This window comes from Mesorhizobium sp. 1M-11, assembly GCF_001303895.1.
In the GTDB taxonomy this organism is placed as follows: domain Bacteria; phylum Pseudomonadota; class Alphaproteobacteria; order Rhizobiales; family Rhizobiaceae; genus Mesorhizobium.
On record NZ_LJSD01000011.1, the window covers coordinates 36,797 to 60,877 of the forward strand.

Genomic DNA, 24,081 nt, shown 5'->3' on the forward strand with positions numbered 1-24,081 from the left:
ATAGCCGGCGGTGTCAGCCTTGCAACAGTCTGATCAGGCCATAAGCTGACAGGATGCGCCCTTCCCTGCTCGATCCGCTGTTCTCGCCCATCACCACGCTCGCCGGCGTCGGATCGAAAGTCGCTGCGCTGATCGAGCGGGTGTTGCCGGTCGATCTCGGCGACCGGGAAGCGCGCGTCGGCGATCTTCTGTTCGTATTGCCCAATTCGGTTATCGATCGGCGCAACCGGCCAGGCATCGCTTATGCGGCGGAAGGTGCGATCGTTACGCTGGAGGTGCGCATCGACCGTCACCAGCCACCGCCACGCGGCAACAGATCGGTGCCTTACCGGGTCTACGCCCATGACGATACCGGTGAAATCACACTGACTTTCTTCCATGCTCACGCCAGCTATCTTGAAAAAGCAATGCCCGAAGGCGAGCAGGTGGTGGTGTCCGGCCGCATGGAATGGTTCAACGGCCGGCCGAGCATGGTGCACCCCGACCATATCGCGCTGGCAAGTGAAGCAGGCAACCTTCCGCTGGTCGAGCCGGTCTATCCTCTCACCGCCGGCCTGTCCTCGAAAGTGCTGCGCCGTGCCATCGGCCAGGCACTGGGGCGTGTGCCCGCACTCTTGGAATGGCAGGACGCCACGTTCATGCGGCGTCATACCTTCCCATCCTTCGCGGCGGCGCTCGGCAGGGTGCACAATCCGGAAAGCCCGCTCGACGCCCAACCCGAAAATGCTTCCTGGCGCAGGCTCGCCTATGATGAATTCCTTGCTGGCCAGGTGTCGCTCGCGCTCGTGCGAGCGCGCATCCGCAAGCTGTCGGGCCGACCGCTGAGCGGCGACGGCGCAATCATCGAGCGGTTGCGAGCGGCGCTGCCGTATTCGCTGACAGGTTCGCAGGAAACCGCGCTCGCCGAAATCCTCGCCGATCTCGAAATACCGGAGCGCATGCTGCGGCTGCTGCAGGGCGATGTCGGCTCCGGCAAAACGGTGGTGGCACTGCTGGCCATGGCGCGCGCGGTCGAGGCAGGCGGCCAGGCAGCGCTGATGGCGCCAACCGAAATCCTGGCGCGCCAGCATCTTGCCACGATTGCGCCGCTTGCCGAGAAAGCGGGGCTCACAACCGCTATCCTAACTGGCCGCGAAAAGGGTCGCGAGCGAGCGGATACGCTGGCCGGACTGGCCGACGGTTCGATCGACATCGTCGTGGGCACACATGCGCTGTTCCAGGAAACCGTGTCGTTCAAGAACCTGGTCTTCGCAGTGATCGACGAACAGCATCGTTTCGGCGTGCACCAACGGCTCGCCATCACCGCCAAGGGTGACGCACCCGATATGCTGGTGATGACGGCGACGCCGATCCCGCGCACGCTGGTGCTGACCGCCTTCGGCGACATGGACGTGTCGAAGCTCACCGAAAAGCCGGCAGGACGGCAGCCGATCCGCACCGTTACCTTGCCGCTGGAACGACTGGAGGAACTGGTCGGCCGTATCCGCGACGCAGTGGCGGAAGGCCAGAAGATCTACTGGATATGCCCGCTGGTGGAAGAATCGGAAGAGATCAAGCTGATGTCGGCGGAGGATCGTTTTGCCTCGCTCAAACCGGTGTTCGGCGACCGGATCGGGCTGGTGCATGGCCGCATGAAAGGCGTCGAGAAAGACGAGGCCATGCGTGCCTTCAAGGATGGCGAGACACGTGTGCTGATTGCCACCACGGTCATCGAGGTGGGTGTCGACGTGCCGGACGCCACCATCATCGTGATCGAGCATGCCGAACGCTTCGGCCTCGCCCAGTTGCACCAGTTGCGCGGCCGCGTCGGGCGCGGCTCGAAACCGTCGAGCTGCGTGCTGCTCTACAAGGATCCGCTCGGCGAGACGGCGAAGCGCAGGCTTTCGGTGATGCGCGAGACGGAGGATGGCTTCGTCATCGCCGAAGAGGATTTGAAGCTGCGCGGCGAAGGCGAGCTTCTCGGCACGCGTCAGTCAGGCACGCCGGGTTTCCAGGTGGCGCGCATCGACGCTCATGCCGATCTGCTGGAGGCCGCGCGCGACGATGCCAGACTGATCCTTTCGCGCGATCCGGAACTGCAGGGCGAACGTGGCGAGGCGCTGAGGCTGCTGCTTTATTTGTTTGGGCGTGACGAGGCGGTACGGCTCTTGCGAGCCGGCTGAGGCAAGGTACCGGCAGGCGGATTGCCGAGATCGATAAGCCCGCCATCCGGTCCCTTGACCTTTTTCCTGGGATCTGGCGCGACAAGGCCGGCCGAGACGATGAGACGGGCGCCCTCCTCGATGGTCATATCCAGCATGACGATCTCGGATTTGCGGACATACATCAGAAAGCCGGTGGTCGGGTTCGGCGTACACGGCATGAACACGCCCATCAGCGGATCGCCCTCGACATCGAGCTTCTCGTTGATTTCGGTGTGCTTTTCGCCGGCGACGAAGACCAGCGACCAGACATCCTTGCGCGGATATTCGACCAACCCCACCTGCCGGAACATCTCGCTCTTGTTCGAAAGAACGGTCTCGAAGATCTGCTTCAGCGAACCGTAGATGCCGCGCACCAGCGGCATACGCCCGAGCAGGCGTTCGCCAAAGGTGACGATGGCGCGACCGACGATGTTGGCGGCAAGGAAGCCGATCAACGTGATCAGCACCAGCGCCACGATGAGACCAAAACCGGGAACCGGAAACGGTAGATAGGTGTCGGGATTGTAGCGCCACGGAATATAAGGTTTGACCCAGGAATCGACCCAGCCGATGAAAGACCAAGCAATATAAGCGGTGATCGCCAAAGGTGCGCAGACGACAAAACCGGCGAGGAAATAGTTCCTCAGCCGGGTTATCGCTGACGTTTTGGGTGTATCCGACATTCCAAGCCCTAAGATTGTGCGCCGCACCTACCTTAGAGCATCAACACGAATGGGCGACAATCTGACTTTCGATTGGAGCATGATCTTTTCCGAAAACCGGTTCCCACTTTTTGGGATCATGCTCTATCGCGACAGTCCGCCTGTCACTCCACCGTGACAGATTTGGCCAGGTTGCGCGGCTGGTCAACGTCGGTGCCCATGAACACGGCCGTGAAATAGGCCAGCATCTGGACGGGCAGCGCGTAGAGGATCGGCGCAATGATCTCCGGAACGTCCGGCAGCACGATGGTATCGATGGTCTTCACGGTAGACTTCTCGGCACCTTTCTTGTCGGTGATCAAGATGATCTTGCCACCTCGTGCGGCCACTTCCTGCATGTTCGAGACGGTCTTCTCGAAGATACGGTCGTGCGGCGCGATGACGACGACAGGCATGTTTTCGTCGATCAGTGCGATCGGCCCATGCTTGAGCTCGCCAGCCGCATAACCTTCGGCGTGGATGTAGGACAATTCCTTGAGCTTCAGCGCACCCTCGAGCGCCAGTGGGAAATTGGTGTCCCGACCGAGATAAAGTACGTCACGGTGATGGGCGAGATCGCGCGAGACCTTCTCGATCTGCTCCTCCAGCTTGATGACCTGGCTGGCCAGACGCGGTGCCTCGGCAAGCTGCTTGACCAGTCTCGCCTCGTCATCGGGCGAGATATGGCCACGAGCAACGCCGGCGCGCACGGCAAGTGCGGCCATCACGGAAAGCTGGCAGGTGAAAGCCTTGGTCGAGGCGACACCGATCTCCGGTCCCGCCAGGATCGGCAGCACGACATCGGCTTCGCGCGCCATGGTCGATTCACGCACATTGACGACGACGCCGATCGGCACGCCTTCCTTGCGGCAGTAGCGCAGCGAGGCCAGCGTGTCGGCGGTCTCGCCCGATTGGGAAATGAAGAGTGCGGCGCTGTTCTTTGACAGCGGCATTTCGCGGTAGCGGAATTCCGAGGCAATATCGATGTCCACCGGCAAGCGCGCGAGACGCTCGAACCAGTATTTGCCGACCAGACCCGCGAGATAGGCGGTGCCGCAGGCCGAGATCGCGATACGATCGATCTTGGCGAAATCCCAAGGCAACTCCAGCGTCTTGGCCTTGCCGTTGGTGAAATCGATATAGTTTCCGAGCGTGTGGGAGATGACTTCCGGCTGCTCGTGGATTTCCTTATGCATGAAGTGGCGGTGATTGCCCTTGTCGACCAGGAACGAGGTGCCGATCGACTGCTGGCGTTTGCGCTCTACCTTCTTGCCATCCATGTCGAAGATGGTGATCTCGTTGCGACGCACCACCGCCCAATCGCCATCTTCGAGATAGGTGATGGAATTGGTGAACGGAGCCAGCGCGATGGCATCCGAACCCAGATACATCTCGCCCTCGCCATGGCCGACGGCGAGCGGCGGGCCGTTGCGGGCGCCGACGATCAGGTCTTCGTCACCCTTGAACATGATGGCGAGTGCGAAAGCGCCCTCAAGGCGCTTCAGTGCGTTGTGAGCGGCCTCCACCGGCTTGGCGCCGCGCGCCATTTCGCGCGAAACCAGATGAGCGACCACCTCGGTGTCGGTCTGCGAGGAGAACTCATAGCCGTCAGCCGAAAGCTCGGTGCGCAGCTCGGCAAAATTCTCGATGATGCCGTTGTGGACGATCGCGACGCCATTGGAGAAATGCGGATGCGCGTTGGTTTCGTTGGGGACGCCGTGCGTAGCCCAGCGGGTGTGGCCGATGCCGATTGTGCCATCGAGCGGCTCTGCCTGCAGCCGGCGCTCCAGATTGACCAGCTTGCCCTCGGCGCGGCGGCGCGACAGCTCGCCATGTTCGATCGTGGCGACGCCCGCTGAATCGTAGCCGCGGTATTCCAGCCGCTTCAGCGCATCGACGATCAGCGGCGCAACCGGCGAATGGCCGACAATTCCAACAATTCCGCACATAAAAGCAGCCCCGATTCCTCTTGGCGATCACCCGGCCGCTGTTTAGTCGACCGCTGCCACCCACGACAATCACATTGCGTTTCGTCCAGTCTTTTGACTTAGACCCGTCCGGCGCCTCGTATGACAGGCTTTCCATCAAGTCCAGTAGAAGAACTTTCTATTTCTTGGCAGCAGAAGCGCGCCGCTCGCGCAGTTCCTTGCCTTTTCCAGGCAAGGTTTTCTGGCGTGCACGACCGAAAGCCAAAGCATCTTCCGGGACATCTTCGGTGATGACACTTCCCGAAGCGATGTAGGCGCCATCGCCAAGCTTGATCGGCGCCACCAGCGACGAGTTGGAGCCTACGAAAGCACCTGCGCCGATATCGGTGAAGAATTTCGAGTAGCCGTCATAATTGCAGGTGATGGTACCAGCACCGATGTTGGCGCCAGCGCCGATGCGCGCGTCGCCGATATAGGTCAGATGGTTGACCTTGGCACCGGCCTCGATCCTGGCGTTCTTGACCTCGACGAAGTTGCCGACCTTGGCCTTGGCCGCGAGGTCGGAGCCTGGCCTTAGACGAGCATAAGGGCCGATATCGGCATTGGCTGCAATGGTAGCGCCTTCCAGGTGGCTGAAGGCGTGGATTTTTACGCCATCGGCGATCTTCACACCGGGACCGAAGAAGACATTGGGTTCGACCACCGTATCTTGGCCGACTTCAGTGTCATACGAGAAATAGACTGTCTCCGGTGCGATCAGCGTAACGCCGGAAAGCATGGCCTCACGGCGCCGGCGCTTCTGCCAGATGGCCTCGGCCTCGGCGAGCTCGGCGCGGTTGTTGATGCCGAGCGCGTTCTCGTACCCTGCCTCGGTTGCGACAACCTCCAGCCCCCTGGCGTTTGCGATCTCGACGATATCGGTCAGATAGTACTCTCCCTTGGCATTGGCGTTTCCGACACCGTCCAGCAGATCAAGCGCATACTTGCCGGAGACTGCCATCATGCCGGCATTGCAGAAACCGATCTTGCGCTCCTCGTCGGTGCAATCCTTTTCCTCGCGGATCGCGGTGAGCTTGCCGCCCTTTTCGATGAGCCGGCCATAGCCTGCCGGGCTAGGCGGGCGGAAGCCGATGACCACGACGGCGGCTCCCTCCGCAAGCTTGGCTCGCGCCGCGCCGAGAGCAGCGGCGTCGATCAGCGGCGTATCGCCAAACATGACGAGGATGTCGTCATACCCCTTGGCCATGGCATCGCGTGCAGCCAGCACGGCATGCGCCGTGCCCAGGCGCTGCTCCTGCACGAACGTTCCGGCGTGCGGTGCGAACTTTTCGGCCGCCTTGCGCATCTCGTCGGCGCCATGGCCGATGACCAAGGCAACATCCGTCGCACCAGCGATTTCGGCAGCCTTCACCACATGCGCCACCATCGGCAGACCGGCAATCCGATGCAGGACTTTCGGCAGCGCGCTTTTCATGCGCGTGCCTTCGCCGGCGGCGAGGATGATGGACAGACAGGTTCTGGATGTCATGAGCAGCTACCGATGCGGGAAAGACGAAGGCGTTCTAGCATCGGCGCGTTATGGTACCAATATGGTTAAATTCCGGGCTTGTTATCCAAGTCGTCCGAGCGCAGGGAAATTTTCGAGCAGCCAATAGGCCATGACCTGCACGCCACCTGTCAGGAAAAAGACACCGGCAACAACCAACAGCGCACCGATCACCTTCTCGACGCGGCCGAGATGAACGCGGAATTTGCTCAAGAAGCGCATGAAAGCGCCGGAGAAAAGAGCCGCGATCAGGAACGGAATGCCAAGGCCGAGCGAATAAGCAGCAAGCAGCAAGGCGCCCTCGCTCACAGTCTCGCGCCCGCCTGCCAACGTCAGGATCGGCCCGAGCACCGGGCCGATGCAGGGCGTCCAGCCAAAGGCGAAGGCCAGGCCCATGACGTAGGCGGCAAGCGCGCTGGCGGGCTTACCTTGCGACTGGAAACGCGCCTCCCGCGACAGAAGCGGGATGCGCAGGATACCCAGGAAATTCAGCCCCATCAGGATGATGAGCGCGCCGGCGATCATCGCCAGCGGTTCCTGGTAGACGCGCAGCAGCCGGCCGATGGTCGAAGCGCCGGCACCCAATGCAACAAAGACGGTAGAGAAGCCAAGAACGAAGGCAATGGAGGCCGCGATCAAAGCTCCGCGCGCGCCCGCCTTGGCGGCAACACTCGCATTGCCACGGAAATCCTCAACGGAAACGCCGGCCATGTAGCACAGATAGGGTGGCACGAGCGGAAGCACGCATGGCGACAGGAAGGAAATAGCCCCTGCCCCGATCGCGCTGACATAGCCGACATCCAATGCCATTTTTTGATGCTCCGTCCGTTGCGCTGCAGGATATAGCCTTGGCGAGGCACGGTCTCCAATCACCATTATGTGGCAAGTCAGCGCAGAACGGCTTGGTCGCCGGTGACGAAATTGTGAGGCGGGGAATTTCGGAGAGGACGGATTCCGGGCGTCCCATACGATGTCCTGGTCCTGTCCGGCGCTGAAGCTGCAACCCTTTTCGGCGGGATCGGACCACGGGCTTCGAAATAGACAACAGTTCCTGTTGCAGTTCTTGTTCTCGCGGCACCAGGCTTCTTCCAGGTCTGCGATGGCATGACCAAAATCATGCGCCTACAGCACCGTACCACAAACACCTCACGCCGTAGAATATCGTCTTCAAATGCATGAGTTGCGCCCGGCTTAAGGCATCCAATTTGCGGCAACCTCTTGACCGGGCTGAAAAGCACGGCCATTTGACGGGCGGATTTTTCAGCTTCCGGCGCCCCGCTTTCTGGTTGGCGCCGCACGGGAACGCAGCCGCTCATGGACATCGTCGTCGTCGAGTCGCCGAACAAGGTTAAAAGTATCAACAAATATCTCGGTCGGAACTACAAGGTTCTGGCCTCCTTCGGCCATGTCCGCGATCTGCCGGCCAAGGACGGCTCGGTGAAGCCCGACGAGGATTTTTCCATGTCCTGGTCGGTCGACACGTCTTCAGCCAAGCGGCTGACCGACATCGCCAAGGCCGTGAAGGACGCAGACGGACTGATTCTCGCAACCGACCCGGATCGCGAAGGCGAAGCCATCGCCTGGCACGTGCTGGAAGTGCTGAAGCAGAAGAAGGTGCTGAAGGACAAGCCGGTCAAGCGCGTCGCCTTCAACTCCATCACCAAACAGGCGGTGCTCGATGCCATCGCCAACCCACGCGAGATCGATCCGCCGCTGGTGGATGCCTATCTGGCGCGCCGTGCTCTGGACTACCTGGTCGGCTTCACCTTGTCGCCGGTGCTGTGGCGCAAACTGCCGGGTGCTCGCTCGGCCGGTCGCGTGCAGTCGGTGGCGCTGCGTTTCGTCTGCGACCGCGAGGCCGAGATCGAGCGCTTCGTGCGCGAGGAATACTGGCAGATCGCAGCCATCCTCGGCACGCCGCGCAGCGAGAGCTTCGAGGCGAGGCTGACGGCCTATGACGGCAAGAAGCTGCAGAAACTCGACATTTCCTCGCAAGGCATGGCCGACGACATCAAGGCGATGCTGGAGGGCGCGTCCTTCCGGGCGTTGTCGGTGGAAGCCAAGCCGACCAAGCGCAATCCCGGACCGCCGTTTACCACGTCGACACTGCAGCAGGCCGCGTCGTCGCGCCTCGGCTTCTCGGCCCAGCGCACGATGCAGGTTGCCCAACGCCTCTACGAAGGCATGGACATCGGCGGCGAGACCGCCGGCCTCATCACCTACATGCGTACCGATGGCGTGCAGATGGCGCCCGAGGCGATTTCGGCGGCCCGCGACGCCATCGTCAAGGAATTCGGCGCCAAGTATCTGCCGGAAAAACCCCGCCACTACACGACCAAGGCCAAGAATGCGCAGGAAGCGCACGAGGCCATCCGTCCGACCGACTTCAACCGCACGCCGGCCGAGATGCGTAAATATCTCGATGCCGACCAGGCGCGGCTTTACGAGGTCATCTGGAAGCGGGCGATCGCGAGTCAGATGCAGCCGGCCGAGATCGAGCGCACCACGGTGGAGATCGAAGCCCGCAATGGCTCGAAGATCGCCGGCCTGCGTGCCGTCGGCTCCGTTACCCGCTTCGATGGCTTCATCGCTGCCTACACTGACCAGAAGGACGAGGATTCGGAGGACGAGGAAAACCGCCGCCTGCCCGAAATCCGCGCCGAGGAGACGCTGAAGCGCGAACAGATCAACGCCACGCAGCACACGACCGAGCCGCCTCCGCGCTACTCCGAAGCCTCGTTCATCAAGAAGATGGAAGAGCTCGGCATCGGCCGGCCCTCGACCTATGTCGCGACGCTGAAGACGCTGGAAGATCGAGACTACATCAAGATCGAGAACCGCAAGCTGATGCCGCAATCCAAGGGGCGGTTGGTCACCGCCTTCATGGAAGGCTTCTTCGAGCATTATGTGGAGTATGACTTCACCGCGTCGCTCGAGGAGAAGCTGGACGAAATTTCCGACGGCAAGCTCGCCTGGAAGGACGTGCTGCGCGACTTCTGGAAGGATTTCTCCGGTGCTGTCGACGGCATCAAGGAGCTGCGCGTCACCGATGTGCTCGACGCACTCAACGAAGAACTGGCGCCGCTGGTCTTCCCCGAGCGCGAGGACGGCTCCAATCCGCGCATCTGTCCGAAGTGCGGTAGCGGCAACCTGTCGCTGAAGCTCGGCAAGTTCGGCGCCTTCGTCGGTTGCTCGAATTATCCCGAGTGCGGCTACACGCGTCAGCTCGACGGCCAGAACGGCAATGGCGAAAACGGTGGGGTCGAGGATGGCACCAAGCTGCTCGGCAAGGATCCGTATACGGCAGAGGAGATTACGCTACGCTCCGGGCGTTTCGGCCCCTATGTGCAGCGCGGCGAAGGCAAAGAGGCCAAGCGTTCCAGCCTGCCCAAGGGTTGGACCGCGGCAACGATCGACCATGAGAAGGCGCTGGCGCTGTTGTCGTTGCCGCGCGATGTCGGCCAGCATCCGGAAACCGGCAAGATGATTTCGGCCGGCCTTGGCCGCTACGGTCCGTTCGTACTGCACGACGGCACCTACGCCAATGTCGAAAGCATCGAGGACGTATTCACGATCGGCCTCAACCGCGCCGTCTCGGTGCTGGCGGAAAAACAGTCGAAGGGTCCAGGCGGTCGCAATGGCGGAACGCCGGCGGCGCTCAAGGATCTCGGTGAGCATCCCGCCGGCGGCGGCAAGATCACCGTTCGCGACGGCCGCTACGGCGCCTATGTCAATTTCGGCAAGATCAACGCGACCCTGCCCAAGGGCAAGGATCCGCAGACGGTGACGCTGGACGAGGCGGTCGCGCTGATCGCCGAGAAGGAAGCCAAGGGCGGAGGCGGCAAGAAGCCGTTCCGCGGCAAGAAGAAGGGATAGGGCATTGGCGCGCAGGATCTCCGGACGAAGCCATGGCGATCCCCGCGCTGCCGATACCCGCCGGGGAACACGCGACCAGTATCGCCCCTCGCGCGACGAAATCCTGCGCTACATCGCCGAAAATCCCGATCGCTCAGGCAAGCGCGAGATCGCCAAGGCTTTTGCCTTGCGCGGCGATGACCGTGCTTGGCTGAAGGACCTGCTGCGCGACCTCCAGGATGAAGGCTTGCTGGAAAAGTCGCGCAAGCGCCACATTCGCCCGGGCGCTCTGCCCCATGTCACCGTGCTCGACGTGATCGGACGCGACGACGAAGGCGGTCTTCTCGGCCGGCCCGCCGAGCAGCAGGGCAATGGTGAGCCGCCGCTGGTTTCGATCCGCGTCTCACGCGGCGGCCCCGTGGCCGGCATTGGCGACCGGGTGCTTGCCAAGACTTTCCCGACCGACGATCCAACCGGCCCGGCCTATACGGCGCGGATCATGAAGGTGTTCGAGAAACGCAAGGATGCAGTGCTCGGCGTCTTCCGTGTCATGAAGGACGGCACCTTCCGCATCGAGCCGGTGGAGCGGCGGCAGCCGGAGCTCATCGTCGACAAGGAATTCCAGAATGGCGCGAAGAACGGCGACTTGGTGGAAGTCGAGCCTTCGCGCTCCGGCCGCTATGGCCTGCCACGCGCCAAGGTGCTGGCGGTATTGGGCTCGCTGACCAGCGAAAAGGCGGTCTCCATGATCGCCATCCACGCGCATGACATCCCGCATATCTTCCCTTCCGACGTTCTGGCCGAAGCGGAGGCCTTGAAGCCGGTGGCGCTGCAGGGGCGCGAAGATTGGCGCGACCTGCCGTTGCTGACCATCGACCCGGCTGACGCCAAGGATCATGACGACGCGGTCTATGCGGTGCCGGACCCTGACGAGGCCAATCCCGGCGGCGTGGTGGTGACGGTGGCCATCGCCGATGTCGCCGCTTATGTGCGGCCGAATTCCGCGCTCGACCGCGAGGCTCTGAAACGCGGCAATTCGGTCTATTTCCCGGACCGGGTCGTGCCGATGCTGCCCGAACGCATCTCGAACAATCTCTGTTCGCTGCGCGAAGGCGAGGATCGTCCTGCTATCGCGACACGCATGACCTTTTCCGCGGAAGGACGGAAGATCCGGCACAGCTTTCACCGTGTGATGATGAAGTCGGCCGCCAAGCTCGCCTATCCGCAGGCGCAGGCCGCCATCGACGGTGTGCCGGACGACAAGACCGGCCCCCTCCTCGACAGCGTGCTGAAACCGCTATGGGATGCTTATGCCGTGCTGAAGCGCGGCCGCGATGCCCGCCAGCCGCTGGAACTCGACCTGCCGGAGCGCAAGATCCTGCTGAAAGAGGACGGCACGGTCGACCGTGTCATCGTTCCGGAACGGCTCGACGCGCACAAGCTGATCGAAGAATTCATGATCCAGGCGAACGTCGCTGCTGCCGAAACGCTCGAAGCGAAGAAGCAGCCGTTGATTTATCGCATCCACGATGGCCCGACGCTTGCCAAGCAGGAATCTCTGCGCGAGTTCCTGCAGACGCTTGGCCTGTCACTGACGCGTGGCGCGCAGATGCGCCCGAGCCAGTTCAACTCCATCCTCGAACGCGTGCGCGGCGCCGACAACGAAGCGCTGGTCAATGAGGTGGTGCTGCGCTCACAGAGCCAGGCCGAATACAATCCCGACAATATCGGCCATTTCGGGTTGAACCTGCGCCGTTATGCGCATTTCACCTCCCCCATCCGCCGTTATGCCGACCTGATCGTGCATCGTGGGTTGATTGCGGCGCTCGCCCTGGGATCGGACCGATTGACACGTGGCGAGGAAGAACGGCTGGCTGAAACCGGCGCACTGATTTCGACGGCAGAGCGCCGCGCCATGGCCGCTGAACGCGAGACTGTCGACCGCCTCATCGCCGCCTATCTGGCCGAGCGTGTCGACGACCGATTCGACGCGCGCATCTCCGGTGTCACCAAGGCAGGACTTTTTGTCCAATTGCCACAATTTGGCGCAGATGGCTTTATCCCGGTGTCATCCTTGGGTGACGATTATTATATATTCGATGAAACGGCGCGTTCGCTTTTCGGAGAACGCAGCGGCAAGGGCTATCAGCTTGCGGATCGTGTCGAAGTCCGCCTTGTCGAAGTGGCGCCGCTGGCCGGCGCGATGCGCTTCGAAATGCTGAGCGCACCGAAACCGCTGCCCGGCTCGAAACGGTCGTTTCACAAGGCAAAGGGCCGCGCCCGAGCCTCGCAATCGCGTTCTGGACCGCGCGGCAGGAGACGATGATGCAACAGCAGGTTTTCGGCGGCGAGCAGCAGTCGTCCAGCAGGGCAACCCGCCCGCTGTGGCCGGCAATGAAGCGGGGCTTCCTGTGCCGCTGCCCGAACTGCGGAGAAGGCAAGCTGTTCCGCGCCTTCACCAAGACCTTCGACCATTGCGAGGCCTGCGGCGAGGAATTCCACCATCACCGCGCCGACGACCTGCCGGCCTATCTGGTGATCGTCATCGTCGGCCACGTCATCCTCGGCGGTTTCATGGGCGTGGAGGCGACCTCAACGCTTTCCATGTGGCAGCATCTGGCGATCTGGGCGCCGCTCACCATCATCATGTCGCTGGCGCTTTTGCAGCCGATCAAAGGCGCCGTGATCGGCCTGCAATGGGCCTACTACATGCATGGTTTCGGCGGCGAGGTCGACCACATCGAAGGTCATCCCGAGATTTGACCTTTCGGCTGGTGCAACGCACCAGCCCAGACCACCTCTTTAATTTGACATGAGTTTCCGCTAGGTCGGTCACATGCAAGGGATGACCAAGGCGGAAGTCGACAAGGCCGAGCGCAACGAGGTTACACTCGGCGACGGGCCGAAACGTCCGCGCGATGCGGCGACACTCATTCTGCTCGACCGCAAAGGCGGCGATTTTCGTGTGCTGATGGGCCGCCGCCATGCGGCCCACGCTTTCATGCCCGGCAAGTTCGTCTTCCCCGGCGGCCGCACCGATCCTGCCGACAGCCGTGTTCCAGTCGCGACCGGTCTTCACCCCGAGGACGAGGCTAAACTGACGGCTCGAGCCGGGCGCACCGGCCCGACCCGGGCTCGCGCCATTGCTCTGTCGGCCATCCGTGAAACCTATGAGGAAGCTGGCCTGCTGATCGGCCACAAGGGTCCCCTCGTCACCGGCAAGCGCGACTGGCAGGGGTTCGTAGAACATGACGTGCAGCCCTCACTGGAAGCCGTGCGTTTCATTGCCCGCGCGATCACTCCACCCGGACGTGTGCGTCGATTCGATACCCGGTTCCTCGCCGCCTGGCGCGACGATGTAGCGGTCGCGCTGCCGAATGGTCCGACCAACGAGCTCGAAGAACTGGTCTGGCTGCCGCTGGCCGAGGCCAGGAAGGCCGACATTCCAACAATTACACGAACGATCCTGGACGAACTGGAAAAGCGGCTCAGCGACGATCCCCTGCTACGGCCCGGCGGAGCGGTCCCGTTCTATCGGATGCTTCACAACCGCTTCGTGCGCGACGTTCTTTAAGACGAAATCCATAAAAACAGGTTGGCATGACGGACGAAACCATGGCGCAGGACGAGGAGCGCGTACATTGGCTGCCCATGATCGCGGCCGTTTCCTCGATCAGCGTCGTGGGCATCGCCATCGGCCTCGGCATGCCGCTGCTCAGCGTCATCCTGGAATCGCGTGGCCATTCAGCCTCGATGATCGGCCTGAACACGGCGGTTGCCGGCCTCGCTTCGATCGCAGGCGCACCTTTGGCGACGCCGATCGCCACGCGGCTAGGGGTCGCCTGGGCGATGCTGATCATGATCGCGGCCGGAGCGTTGGCCTTTGTCGGTTTCCACTTCGCACCTTCCTTCTGGATGTGGTTTCCGTTGCGTATCGTGCTTCATATCGCGTTGACGGTGCTTTTCATCCTGTCCGAATTCTGGATCAGCACCTCGGCACCGCCACACCGGCGTGGTCTGGTGCTCGGCATCTATGCTACCGTGCTTTCGCTGGGTTTCGCCGCCGGGCCATGGCTGTTTTCGCGGATAGGCAGCGCCGGATTCCTGCCCTTCGGCGTCATCATCGTGCTGGTTGCGGTGGCGGCCATACCGGTTCTTGCCGCCCGCAAGGAAAGCCCGCCTATCCGTCCCGAAGGCGAGGAAACCAGCGGCTTCCTGCGCTACATCTGGCTCGTGCCGACCGCGACTGCCGCGGTGCTGGTATTCGGCGCAGTGGAGACCGGTGGCTTCGCGCTGTTCCCAGTCTACGGCAGCCGTATCGGTTACTCGGAGGCGGACGCTGCGTTGCTGCTCACCATGATCGGCCTTGGCAACGTGCTGTTGCAGATCCCGATCGGCATGGTCAGCGACCGCGTCGGTGACCGTCGCTATCTGCTGCTCGCCTGCGCCACGGTTGGGTTGATCGGCACGCTGGTCATGCCCCACCTGGCCTCGAACTGGCACCTCATGGCAGGGCTTCTGTTCGTATGGGGCGGTGTGGTGGCGGCACTCTATACGGTTGGCCTCGCACACCTTGGCTCGCAGCTTTCAGGACATGAGCTTGCTTCCGCCAATGCCGCGTTCGTGCTGTGCTACGGCGTCGGGATGGTGCTCGGACCGCAGGCCATAGGCCTGGGCATGGATGCCTTCGGCCCATGGGGATTCGGCGGCGCGCTTTCGCTGTTCTTCGGCGCCTATATCCTGCTTGCGATCGGGCGCCTCGTCCTGAAATCAGGCCGAGGCTGATGCGTCTTAGCCGGCCAGCGGTCGCGCCTTCAGCCACAGGAACAATGGAATACGGTCCCAGTCGCGCAAGGCAGCCCATTGCGGCCCGGCATCAGGCGCAGGTTCCACAAGCGACGTGACTGCCAGCCCGCCCCTTTCGAGCGCCGCCATATAATTCTGCAGCGGCTGCGACCAGCCGGCAAAGCGCATGCGCAAGCCGTCCCGTTCCTCCGCGCCTTCGAAATGCTCGCGGCCGAAATAAGTGCCATCGACCACGAAAGGCGTATCCGGGCGCTCGCGGTCGAAACGGCCGCGATCGGCAAACGGGTGCACGATCGAGACAAACAGCGTGCCGGATGGACGCAGCACGCGCCGCATTTCCTTCACCGCCGCAGGCACATCGTCGACATCCATCAGCATGTTGTAGGCCATGACGAAATCGAAGCTGGCTGGCTCGAACGGCAGAGCCGTGGCAGGTGCGACCTCGTAGCGGTCAGCTGAATCGGCCTCCCTTGCGGCAGCGACAAAAGCTTCGACTGTATCCGTCGCAGTCACACGATACCCGCATTCCCTGAGCAATCGCGAAACGCGTCCCTCGCCGCAGCCGACCTCCAGCGCGTCGCCAGCGCCTTTGCCGATGAATTCGCGCAAGGCCGGCCGGTAGGCCCAGAACGCGTCATGGTTGGGCGCGCGGGCCCATTCGATCCACTCGGAGGCGACATCGGACCAATGGTCGTGATCTTTCCTGGGGCTGGTCATGAGGGGCTCCATGTTTCGAGGCGAAACGGCCCTGGTGGCTCATTCGTATAGCCCGTACAACGTCCAACTTCGGCTCGCCGCTATTCCAGCAGTCGCGCATCGCCATTTGGCAAGGCTGCCTCGCCCGCTCCCGCCAAGCACAGCCCAGTAGCTGCTCGTCAGTCGCCGGGTTTCTTCTTGCCGGTCAACAGGGCATAGACGGCCATGGAGTGGCCATGACCGAGATCATAGTCCGTCTTCAGCCATTCGATGATCTGTCCCGCCTTGACGCCAGGCTTGAGCTTTCCGCCTTCCGAAAAGCCCTTGGCATCGGCCAGACGCATCAGGTCGTCCGACCCTTGGTCCGTCTTGTTCTTGATCGTATCGAGATAGGCCTGGAAAGACATGATCGTCTCCGGTTATTGGGACGGCGGAATATGAGGTGCCAAGACGCGGGTCGCAATGATCATGATCTTGGATCTTCCAATTCCCAAGAGGGGTGATTTCGGTGACGGATTGCCGCTGCCCAGCCTGTCAGGGTTGTGTTCCAGCCAAATTCCTGTATAGACGCGCGCAATCTGCCGGTCCCAGCTGGGGGCTGAACGGAGGGCCGGAGGTTTCTTGTGGAACCGCCGTGTGGAGCGAGAACGCTTCCGCCTCCCGTGTCTCCGCTCTCGACCGTCTCGTCATGCTCCTTTCTTCTCCGCTTTGCGGATCTAGAGAAGTTGCAGAGGCTTTAGCCGCCGGGAACCGACAGAGAAACGAAGAAAGGCAAGACAAATGGCTCTTTACGAACATGTGTTCCTTGCCCGGCAGGATCTGTCGCAGCAGCAGGTCGATGAGCTCATTGAACGTTTCAAGGGCGTCATCTCCGCTGGCGGCGGCTCGGTTGGCCGGGTCGAGAACTGGGGACTGAAGTCCCTCACCTACCGGGTCAAGAAGAACCGGAAGGCATACTACACGCTTATGGACCTGACCTGCCCGCCGGCAGCGCTCAGCGAAATGGAGCGCCAGATGGGTCTGTCGGAAGACGTCCTTCGCTTCCTGACCATCAAGGTCGAGAAGCACGAGGAAGGCGCTTCGGCAATGATGCAGAAGCGCGAAGAGCGTTCCGAGCGTGGTGGCTTCGGCGACCGTGACCGCGGCGATCGTGGTCCGCGTTCGTTCGGCGACCGCGGCGATCGTGGCCCGCGTCCGCAGCGCAGCTTTGAAGGGGGTGCAGAATAATGGTCGACATCAACCAGATCCCGACCCGGCGCCCGTTCCATCGTCGCCGCAAGACCTGCCCGTTCTCCGGCGCCAACGCCCCGAAGATCGACTACAAGGACGTGCGTCTGCTGCAGCGCTACATTTCCGAGCGCGGCAAGATCGTGCCGTCGCGCATCACCGCCGTCAGCCAGAAGAAGCAGCGCGAACTCGCCCAGGCGATCAAGCGCGCCCGCTTCCTCGGCCTGCTGCCCTACGTGGTCCGCTAAACAGCTTTCCCGCGGGCGGCAACGCCTGCGGGTTTTCCCCGGCAGTGATGGGCACAGCCGGGGGCTCTAAAATCCCGAGTTGGGCCAACAAGCCCTAACTGCCTCGACAGGCAGGACAGCGAAACCGGTGCTGGGCACCCTTCTCTTCCTGACTGTCTCCCGAACGGCGTCGATTGCGACGCAGATGGAGAAAACAATGGAAGTCATTCTTCTCGAACGCATTTCCCGCCTCGGCCAGATGGGTGATACCGTCAAGGTCAAGGACGGCTTCGCCCGTAACTTCCTGCTGCCGCAGGGCAAGGCGCTGCGCGCCAACGAAGCCAACAAGAAGAAGTTCGAAGGTCAGCGCGCCCAGTTGGAAGCCCGCAACCTCGAGCGCAAGTCCGAAGCCCAGCAGGTCGCCGACAAGCTCGACGGCAAGAGCTTCATCATCGTGCGTTCGGCTGGCGAAACCGGTCAGCTTTACGGTTCGGTCTCGACCCGCGATATCGCTGATCTGCTGACCGCTGAAGGCTTCACCGTTGGCCGCAACCAGGTTGAGCTGAACCACCCGATCAAGACCATCGGTCTGACCAATGTGGCGATCGCATTGCACCCGGAAGTCGAAGTCACCGTGACGCTCAACATCGCGCGTTCGTCCGAAGAAGCCGAGCGTCAGTCCAAGGGCGAGACGCTCACCACCGCCGAAGCCATCTATGGCGACGACATCAATGAGAACGCCCGTCCGGACAGCTTCTTCGATCCGAATGCGGAGTTCGAAGGCGACGAAGAAAACGCCTGATCATTGGAGCGTCGCGCATCCATTCGGACGCGCACAGGACATTCCAACACTTTTTGAACCGCACGCATCGGTCCGAGCAATCGATTACGATCTTTGGGCCGATGCATTAGCGATCTGTCATAAAGCCAGCCTCGTCGCTGGATCAAAAAACCGGGCCTGGTGCCCGGTTTTTTTATGCCAATCGGAACTTTTCGACGCGTCCGCCTTTTTTGAAGGATTGGACAGCAGTGCTGTCACTATCGTTCTTTGAGGGCACATCATGAATGTTATTCTGGAACGCATTGCCGAACGCGTTGTCCGCAGAGGCAATCTGGCCATCACCGGGCCCAATGGGGCAACCCGGACCTTTGGCGACGGCACCGGCCCAAAAGTGCATATGGTCATCCATACGCGCCACGCCGAACGCGCCATCACACTGCATCCTTCCTTGGCCATTCCCGAAGCCTTCATGGAAGAGGAACTCGACTTCGTTGAAGGCGACGTGCTGTCCTTCCTGCACCTTGTCTACCAGAACACCGGAATTTCCTGGATCGAATCGACCTGGGGCAAGTTGCTCAATTCAGCAAGGCTGACCGTCCGCCCGCTGCAGCAGCTCAACAACGCCCGACAGTCGCGTCGGAACGTCGCGCACCACTACGACCTGTCGGGTGATCTCTACAAACTCTTCCTCGACGAGGACATGCAGTATTCGTGCGCCTATTTCGAGCGGCCAGACATGACACTGGAAGAAGCGCAGCTTGCCAAGAAACGGCACATCGCCGCCAAACTGAAGGTGCGGCCGGGACAGACCGTGCTCGACATCGGTTCCGGATGGGGCGGGCTCGGCCTCTACATTGCCGAGGCCTTCGAAGCGGATGTGCTCGGTGTGACGCTTTCCACCGAGCAGCATCAGGTTTCAACAGATCGAGCCCATGCCCAGGGCCTCGACCGGCATGTCCATTTCGAGCTGCGCGACTATCGTGACCTGTCCGAGCGCTTCGACCGCATCGTGTCGGTCGGCATGTTCGAACATGTCGGTATCAACCACTACAAGACCTTCTTCGACAAGACTGCGAAACTGCTCAAGCCGGACGGCGTGATGCTCCTGCACACGATTGGCCGGACCGGCCCCGCCACCACCACCAACGCCTTCATCCGCAAGCATATCTTCCCGGGCGGCTATATCCCCGCACTTTCGGAGGTCATGCCGCACATCGAGCGCTCAGGCCTGGCTGTCACCGACGTCGAGATTCTGAGGCTGCACTATGCCGACACGTTGAAGCATTGGCGCGAGCGCTTCCTCGCCAACCGCGACAAGGTCAAGGCGATCTATGACGAGCGATTCTGCCGCATGTGGGAGTTCTACCTGTCCGGCTCCGAAGCTTCCTTCCGCTGGCAGGATCTCGTGGTGTTCCAGATCCAGCTCGCGCACAAGAACGACGTGCTGCCGGTGACGCGCGACTACATCGGCAAATGCGAAAAAGCACTCGAAGTGCGCGATGCACCGCAGAAGCCGCTGTTCGCCAAGCCGCCACGGCGCCGCAAGGTGAAGGAATAGGCGCAAGCATTTCCCTGCCTGGCATCTTACCGGGCTGATGCCACGGCTATCGAGATGGACTAAGAGAGGAGGATGAACATCCTCCTCTTTGTCGTTGCGGCTGTGGCCGAAATTGCCGGCTGTTTTTCGTTCTGGGCCTGGTGGCGACTAGAGAAATCGCCGCTGTGGCTGCTGCCCGGCCTTGCCTCGTTGATCGCCTTCGCCTGGCTGCTGGCGCTGGCGCCCACCGATGCCGCCGGACGCGCCTATGCGGCCTATGGCGGCATCTACATTGCCGCATCCCTGCTCTGGCTGTGGCTGGCCGAAGGCGTTCGACCTGACCGATGGGATATCGTTGGCGCCGCCATCTGCGTGGCGGGAGCATCGGTCATCCTGTTCGCGCCGAGGAGCGTCTGAGCATGGAACTGCCCGCAGAACTGCGACAAGCCGTCGAGCAATTGCTGGACAAGTTGCCGCTGGCAACCTTGAAACAGGCCTCCCGGACGCTTTCCGACCGCTATCGCGCGGAGGTGCGCGACGGACGTCTGCATATGGGCGACGACATCGCCGCCAGGGCCTATCTCGCCACCCGGCTGCCCGCTACCTATGCCGCGGTCCGTACCAGCCTTGGGGTACTCGCCGACACGCAGCCGGATTTCGCCCCAAGGACGATGCTCGACATCGGCGCAGGCCCGGGAACGGTGCTATGGGCCGCGGCCGATCTGTGGCCATCAATCGATTCTGCGACGTTGCTGGAAGCCAGCAATGCGGCTCGAAAGGTGGGACAGACGCTTGCAGCCAACATGAACACGCCGCCGCAAATCCGCTGGCAGGCAGGCGACGTCAACATCGACCTGGCCGACATGCCGGCTGCCGACCTCGTCACCATGGCCTATGTCATGGACGAAATCGCGCCGACATCATTGTCCCGGCTGATCGAGCGCCTCTGGCAACTTACCGCCGACACGCTGCTCGTCGTCGAACCGGGCACGCCTGCTGGCTGGCGGCGCATTCTCGATGCAAGAGCAAAGCTGATCGCCCTCGGCGGCTTTGTCGCCGCTCCCTGCCCACATCATGCGCCCTGCCCGCTGGTCTCTCCGGACTGGTGCCATTTTTCACGGCGTGTCGCCCGCTCGCGCCTGCACCGGCTGGCCAAGGAGGCGGATGTGCCTTGGGAAGACGAGAAATTCATCTATCTGGCAGCGTCGCGCACGCCGCAAACCGCGCGTCATGCGCGTGTGCTGGCGCCGCCGAAAGCCGGCTCGGGCAAAGTCGCGCTGAAATTGTGCCAGCCCGACGGCGTGGCGAGCGAGAGGCTTCTCACGAAGCGCGACGGCGAAGCCTTCAAAGTGGCGCGCCGCCTGGACTGGGGCGATGCTCTCGACCTCGAATCTGCCTGACCACACCGAGGGTTCTTGATATGTTCCTGTTGTTCGGTTAGGCTTTATACCCCATCGAGTCAATCGGATTCGGGGCGCTGGAATATCGTCCTGTGGACGATGAAGCCGTTCTGTGAATCACGGGCATGTTTGGTCGTTCTGGGCATCTGGACGAACCGCGGCCGCGATCCTTCTGCTAACGACACGACGGAATAAGTTGGGGATACCATGGCAGAGGCAGCTCTCAAGTTCGGCACGGCGGAAACACCGCTCTATCGCGAAGCCCCAAACAACATCGAGGCCGAACAGGCTCTGCTTGGCGCCATCCTCGTCAATAACGACGCCTTCTACCGCGTCTCCGATTTCCTCAAATCCGCGCATTTCTACGAGCCGCTGCATCGCAAGATCTTCGAGGTGTCGGCGGAGTTGATCCGCATGGGCAAGATGGCCACTCCGGTGACTGTCAAGACCTTCCTGCCGGCGGACGAAAAAGTCGGCGACATGACCGTGGCGCAATATCTCGCCAGACTCGCCGCCGAAGCCGTAACCGTCATCAACGCCTCCGACTACGGCCGTGCCATCTATGATCTGGCCACCCGCCGCGCGCTGATCACCGTCGGCGAGGACATGGTCAACATCGCCTATGACGCGCCCGTCGACATGTCTCCGGCCGAGCAGATCGAGGACGCCGAGCGGCGCCTGTTCGAGCTGGCCGAGACCGGCCGCTACGATGGTGGCTTCGAGGCCTTTACCGATGCCGTCAAAACTGCGGTCGACATGGCCAATGCCGCCTATATGCGCGACGGCCATTTGTCCGGCATCTCCACCGGCCTGCGCGACGTCGACCGCAAACTCGGCGGCCTGCAGCCCTCCGACCTGATCATCCTTGCCGGCCGCCCAGCCATGGGCAAGACCTCGCTGGTCACCAACATCGCCTTCAACATCGCCGAGGCCTACCAGCCGGCGCAGCAGGCCGACGGGTCGTACAAGGCCGCCAATGGCGGGGTGGTCGGCTTCTTCTCGCTGGAAATGTCGTCGGAACAGCTGGCGACCCGTATCATCTCGGAGCAGACCGAAATCTCGTCGTCGAAGATCCGCCGCGGCGAGATCACCGAGTCCGACTTCGAAAAGCTGGTCGCCTGCGCACAGACCATGCAGAAGATCCCGCTCTTCATCGACGCCACCGGCGGCATCTCGATCGCCCAGCTTGCCGCGCGTGCGCGACGCCTGAAACGTCAGCGCGGCCTGGAAGTCATCGTCATCGACTACGTGCAGCTGATGCAGGGCAGTGCCAAGTCATCGCAGAACCGCGTGCAGGAAATCACCGAAATCACCACCGGCCTGAAGGCGCTGGCCAAGGAACTCAACGTTCCCATCATCGCACTGTCGCAGTTGTCGCGTCAGGTCGAAAGCCGCGACGACAAACGCCCGCAGCTGTCGGACCTTCGCGAATCGGGCTCGATCGAGCAGGACGCGGACGTGGTGCTTTTCGTCTATCGCGACGAATATTACCTGCAGAACAAGCAGCCCGAGGAAGGCACGCCGGAATATGAGGACTGGCGGATCAAATTCGACAAGGTGAAAGGCAAGGCAGAACTCATCATCGCCAAGCAGCGTCACGGCCCCACCGGCACGGTCGAGCTTGCATTCGAGGGCCAATACACCCGCTTCTCCGACCTCGCGGAGGAGCATCAGCTGCCCGAGAGGTTCGAGTAACCTCTTGATCCGCGTCTCGGCATCCCTGTTCAATATTCATGGCTAAATCGCGCGTTCAGTTCATCTGCCAGAACTGCGGTACCGTGCACCAGCGCTGGGCGGGCAAATGCGATGCCTGCGGCGAATGGAACACGTTGATCGAGGAAGGCACCGCCGGCGGCATCGGCTCGGGACCTGCATCGCTGAAGAGCGCCCGCAAGGGCCGCGCCGTGGTGCTGACGACGTTGTCGGGCGACATCGAGGATGCGCCGCGCATTGCCTCCGGCATCGGTGAGCTGGACCGTGCTACCGGCGGCGGCTTCGTGCGCGGCTCGGCGCTGCTGGTCGGAGGCGATCCGGGCATTGGCAAATCGACGCTCCTTACCCAGGCGGCGGCAGCGCTCGCCCGCCAGGGCCATCGCATCGTCTATGTGTCGGGCGAAGAAGCCGTCGCGCAGATCCGGCTGCGCGCGCAGCGGCTGGGTGCCGCCTCGGCACCGGTGGAACTCGCCGCCGAGACCAATGTCGAGGATATCCTGGCCACCATCGCCGACGGCAAACGGCCCGATCTCGTCATCATCGATTCGATCCAGACCTTGTGGACGGACTTGGCCGATTCGGCACCGGGAACCGTCACGCAGGTGCGTGCCGCCGCCCAGGCGATGATCCGCTATGCGAAATCCACAGGTGCTGCGGTGGTGCTCGTCGGGCACGTCACCAAGGAAGGCCAGATCGCAGGACCGCGTGTCGTCGAGCACATGGTCGACGCCGTTCTCTATTTCGAAGGCGAAGGCGGCCACCACTTCCGCATCCTGCGCACGGTGAAGAATCGCTTCGGTCCAACCGACGAGATCGGCGTGTTCGAAATGTCGGACAAGGGGTTGCGGGAAGTCGCCAACCCTTCCGAACTTTTCCTCGGCGAAAGGCACGCAAAGTCGCCCGGCGCCGCGGTTTTCGCTGGAATGGAAGGCACTCGACCCGTGCTGGTCGAAATCCAGGCTCTCGTCGCGCCCTCTTCTCTCGGCACGCCGCGCCGTGCCGTCGTCGGCTGGGACGGCGCGCGGCTGTCGATGATCCTGGCCGTTCTGGAAGCGCATTGCGGCGTCCGTTTCGGTCAGCACGATGTCTACCTGAACGTCGCCGGCGGCTACCGCATTTCGGAGCCAGCCGCAGACCTCGCGGTGGCCGCGGCGCTCGTGTCCTCGCTCACCGGTCTTGCCCTTCCCGCCGATTGCGTCTATTTCGGCGAAATCAGCCTTTCTGGCGCCGTGAGGCCGGTTGCACATGCGCAACAGCGTCTCAAGGAAGCTGAAAAGCTGGGCTTCGGAAGCGCAGTCCTGCCTGTGGGCAGCGAGGAAATTGCCGGGGGAATAGGCGCCGGCGCTTTCCAGCCTACCGAGCTCGCAGATCTCGTGGCGCGCATTGCCGGCACCCGCCGCAGCCGCGCCGCCGAGGACTAGCGCATCGGCCCGAAAATCAGTTTCGGTTTTCGGAAAGCATGATGCGTAGCTTAGAAGAGT

At 62.2% G+C, this 24,081-nt stretch carries 20 protein-coding genes; 14 read left to right on the forward strand and 6 right to left on the reverse strand.

Annotated elements, in window-relative coordinates:
* Positions 1–53 precede the first annotated feature (53 nt).
* Positions 54–2,162, forward strand: coding sequence for an ATP-dependent DNA helicase RecG (gene recG, locus AO692_RS03905; RefSeq protein WP_054308733.1), 2,109 nt, complete (start codon positions 54–56; stop codon positions 2,160–2,162).
* Here the strand turns inward: recG and AO692_RS03910 are convergent.
* The 4 genes from AO692_RS03910 to AO692_RS03925 form a co-directional block, all read right to left on the reverse strand.
* Positions 2,114–2,866 (reverse strand): DUF502 domain-containing protein, encoded by a 753-nt coding sequence (locus AO692_RS03910; protein ID WP_054308734.1) that lies wholly within the window; start codon positions 2,864–2,866, stop codon positions 2,114–2,116. The genes recG and AO692_RS03910 overlap by 49 nt on opposite strands.
* 143 nt (positions 2,867–3,009) lie before the next feature.
* Positions 3,010–4,833, reverse strand: coding sequence for a glutamine--fructose-6-phosphate transaminase (isomerizing) (gene glmS / locus AO692_RS03915; protein ID WP_054308735.1), 1,824 nt, complete (start codon positions 4,831–4,833; stop codon positions 3,010–3,012).
* 157 nt (positions 4,834–4,990) lie between these two features.
* The gene (gene glmU / locus AO692_RS03920; RefSeq protein WP_054308736.1) at positions 4,991–6,340 is read right to left on the reverse strand and encodes a bifunctional UDP-N-acetylglucosamine diphosphorylase/glucosamine-1-phosphate N-acetyltransferase GlmU; all 1,350 of its coding nucleotides are present in this window, start codon (positions 6,338–6,340) and stop codon (positions 4,991–4,993) included.
* A gap of 81 nt (positions 6,341–6,421) precedes the next feature.
* Positions 6,422–7,168, reverse strand: a complete 747-nt coding sequence (locus tag AO692_RS03925) for a cytochrome c biogenesis CcdA family protein (RefSeq protein WP_054308737.1) — start codon at positions 7,166–7,168, stop codon at positions 6,422–6,424.
* Between the two features lie 504 nt (positions 7,169–7,672).
* On the opposite strand from AO692_RS03925, the gene topA reads away from it, so the two are divergent.
* The 5 genes from topA (at position 7,673) to AO692_RS03950 (ending at position 14,998) form a co-directional block, all read left to right on the forward strand.
* Complete coding sequence (gene topA, locus AO692_RS03930) at positions 7,673–10,234, forward strand: type I DNA topoisomerase (RefSeq protein ID WP_054308738.1); 2,562 nt, start codon at positions 7,673–7,675, stop codon at positions 10,232–10,234.
* Between the two features lie 4 nt (positions 10,235–10,238).
* Positions 10,239–12,539, forward strand: coding sequence for a ribonuclease R (gene rnr / locus AO692_RS03935; protein WP_054308739.1), 2,301 nt, complete (start codon positions 10,239–10,241; stop codon positions 12,537–12,539).
* Entirely contained in the window at positions 12,539–12,976 is a 438-nt protein-coding gene (locus AO692_RS03940; protein WP_054308740.1) for a DUF983 domain-containing protein, read from the forward strand. Before rnr ends, AO692_RS03940 begins: the two co-directional genes overlap by 1 nt.
* A gap of 73 nt (positions 12,977–13,049) precedes the next feature.
* Positions 13,050–13,787 carry an NUDIX hydrolase gene (locus AO692_RS03945; RefSeq protein WP_054308741.1) on the forward strand — a complete coding sequence of 246 codons (738 nt, stop codon included), beginning with the start codon at positions 13,050–13,052 and terminating at the stop codon, positions 13,785–13,787.
* A gap of 26 nt (positions 13,788–13,813) precedes the next feature.
* Positions 13,814–14,998, forward strand: coding sequence for an MFS transporter (locus AO692_RS03950; protein ID WP_054308742.1), 1,185 nt, complete (start codon positions 13,814–13,816; stop codon positions 14,996–14,998).
* Positions 14,999–15,004: 6 nt separating this feature from the next.
* Here AO692_RS03950 and AO692_RS03955 read toward each other — a convergent pair whose 3' ends face one another.
* Both AO692_RS03955 and AO692_RS03960 read right to left on the reverse strand, forming a co-directional pair.
* The gene (locus tag AO692_RS03955) at positions 15,005–15,736 is read right to left on the reverse strand and encodes a class I SAM-dependent methyltransferase (protein ID WP_054308743.1); all 732 of its coding nucleotides are present in this window, start codon (positions 15,734–15,736) and stop codon (positions 15,005–15,007) included.
* Positions 15,737–15,894: 158 nt separating this feature from the next.
* Positions 15,895–16,122 (reverse strand): DUF4287 domain-containing protein, encoded by a 228-nt coding sequence (locus AO692_RS03960; RefSeq protein WP_054308744.1) that lies wholly within the window; start codon positions 16,120–16,122, stop codon positions 15,895–15,897.
* A 373-nt stretch (positions 16,123–16,495) separates the two neighbouring features.
* On the opposite strand from AO692_RS03960, the gene rpsF reads away from it, so the two are divergent.
* From rpsF to radA, 8 genes are all read left to right on the forward strand, one after another.
* Positions 16,496–16,942, forward strand: coding sequence for a 30S ribosomal protein S6 (rpsF, locus tag AO692_RS03965; protein WP_054308745.1), 447 nt, complete (start codon positions 16,496–16,498; stop codon positions 16,940–16,942).
* Positions 16,942–17,190, forward strand: coding sequence for a 30S ribosomal protein S18 (gene rpsR / locus AO692_RS03970; RefSeq protein ID WP_024923879.1), 249 nt, complete (start codon positions 16,942–16,944; stop codon positions 17,188–17,190). The genes rpsF and rpsR overlap by 1 nt, the downstream gene beginning before the upstream one ends.
* Before the next feature lie 196 nt (positions 17,191–17,386).
* Entirely contained in the window at positions 17,387–17,971 is a 585-nt protein-coding gene (gene rplI / locus AO692_RS03975) for a 50S ribosomal protein L9 (RefSeq protein ID WP_054308746.1), read from the forward strand.
* A 259-nt stretch (positions 17,972–18,230) separates the two neighbouring features.
* Entirely contained in the window at positions 18,231–19,508 is a 1,278-nt protein-coding gene (locus AO692_RS03980; RefSeq protein ID WP_054308747.1) for a cyclopropane-fatty-acyl-phospholipid synthase family protein, read from the forward strand.
* Positions 19,509–19,580: 72 nt separating this feature from the next.
* Complete coding sequence (locus AO692_RS03985; RefSeq protein ID WP_054308748.1) at positions 19,581–19,904, forward strand: YnfA family protein; 324 nt, start codon at positions 19,581–19,583, stop codon at positions 19,902–19,904.
* 2 nt (positions 19,905–19,906) lie between these two features.
* Positions 19,907–20,887, forward strand: coding sequence for a small ribosomal subunit Rsm22 family protein (locus tag AO692_RS03990; RefSeq protein ID WP_054308749.1), 981 nt, complete (start codon positions 19,907–19,909; stop codon positions 20,885–20,887).
* Positions 20,888–21,094: 207 nt separating this feature from the next.
* Positions 21,095–22,582 (forward strand): replicative DNA helicase, encoded by a 1,488-nt coding sequence (locus AO692_RS03995; protein WP_054308750.1) that lies wholly within the window; start codon positions 21,095–21,097, stop codon positions 22,580–22,582.
* Positions 22,583–22,620: 38 nt separating this feature from the next.
* Entirely contained in the window at positions 22,621–24,021 is a 1,401-nt protein-coding gene (radA, locus tag AO692_RS04000; protein WP_054308751.1) for a DNA repair protein RadA, read from the forward strand.
* The last annotated feature ends 60 nt before the right edge of the window (positions 24,022–24,081 follow it).

Excerpts from the sequence above, each read along its gene's own strand:
- AO692_RS03945 (WP_054308741.1), top strand. The coding sequence starts at position 13,050 with ATGCAAGGGATGACCAAGGCGGAAGTCGACAAGGCCGAGCGCAACGAG.
- AO692_RS03955 (WP_054308743.1), bottom strand. The coding sequence starts at position 15,736 with ATGACCAGCCCCAGGAAAGATCACGACCATTGGTCCGATGTCGCCTCC.
- AO692_RS03995 (WP_054308750.1), top strand. The coding sequence starts at position 21,095 with ATGGCAGAGGCAGCTCTCAAGTTCGGCACGGCGGAAACACCGCTCTAT.
- AO692_RS03925 (WP_054308737.1), bottom strand. The coding sequence starts at position 7,168 with ATGGCATTGGATGTCGGCTATGTCAGCGCGATCGGGGCAGGGGCTATT.
- AO692_RS03940 (WP_054308740.1), top strand. The coding sequence starts at position 12,539 with ATGCAACAGCAGGTTTTCGGCGGCGAGCAGCAGTCGTCCAGCAGGGCA.
- AO692_RS03960 (WP_054308744.1), bottom strand. The coding sequence starts at position 16,122 with ATGTCTTTCCAGGCCTATCTCGATACGATCAAGAACAAGACGGACCAA.
- AO692_RS03980 (WP_054308747.1), top strand. The coding sequence starts at position 18,231 with ATGAATGTTATTCTGGAACGCATTGCCGAACGCGTTGTCCGCAGAGGC.
- glmS (WP_054308735.1), bottom strand. The coding sequence starts at position 4,833 with ATGTGCGGAATTGTTGGAATTGTCGGCCATTCGCCGGTTGCGCCGCTG.
- AO692_RS03990 (WP_054308749.1), top strand. The coding sequence starts at position 19,907 with ATGGAACTGCCCGCAGAACTGCGACAAGCCGTCGAGCAATTGCTGGAC.
- topA (WP_054308738.1), top strand. The coding sequence starts at position 7,673 with ATGGACATCGTCGTCGTCGAGTCGCCGAACAAGGTTAAAAGTATCAAC.
- recG (WP_054308733.1), top strand. The coding sequence starts at position 54 with ATGCGCCCTTCCCTGCTCGATCCGCTGTTCTCGCCCATCACCACGCTC.
- AO692_RS03950 (WP_054308742.1), top strand. The coding sequence starts at position 13,814 with ATGACGGACGAAACCATGGCGCAGGACGAGGAGCGCGTACATTGGCTG.
- rplI (WP_054308746.1), top strand. The coding sequence starts at position 17,387 with ATGGAAGTCATTCTTCTCGAACGCATTTCCCGCCTCGGCCAGATGGGT.
- AO692_RS03910 (WP_054308734.1), bottom strand. The coding sequence starts at position 2,866 with ATGTCGGATACACCCAAAACGTCAGCGATAACCCGGCTGAGGAACTAT.
- rpsF (WP_054308745.1), top strand. The coding sequence starts at position 16,496 with ATGGCTCTTTACGAACATGTGTTCCTTGCCCGGCAGGATCTGTCGCAG.
- glmU (WP_054308736.1), bottom strand. The coding sequence starts at position 6,340 with ATGACATCCAGAACCTGTCTGTCCATCATCCTCGCCGCCGGCGAAGGC.
- rpsR (WP_024923879.1), top strand. The coding sequence starts at position 16,942 with ATGGTCGACATCAACCAGATCCCGACCCGGCGCCCGTTCCATCGTCGC.
- radA (WP_054308751.1), top strand. The coding sequence starts at position 22,621 with ATGGCTAAATCGCGCGTTCAGTTCATCTGCCAGAACTGCGGTACCGTG.
- AO692_RS03985 (WP_054308748.1), top strand. The coding sequence starts at position 19,581 with ATGAACATCCTCCTCTTTGTCGTTGCGGCTGTGGCCGAAATTGCCGGC.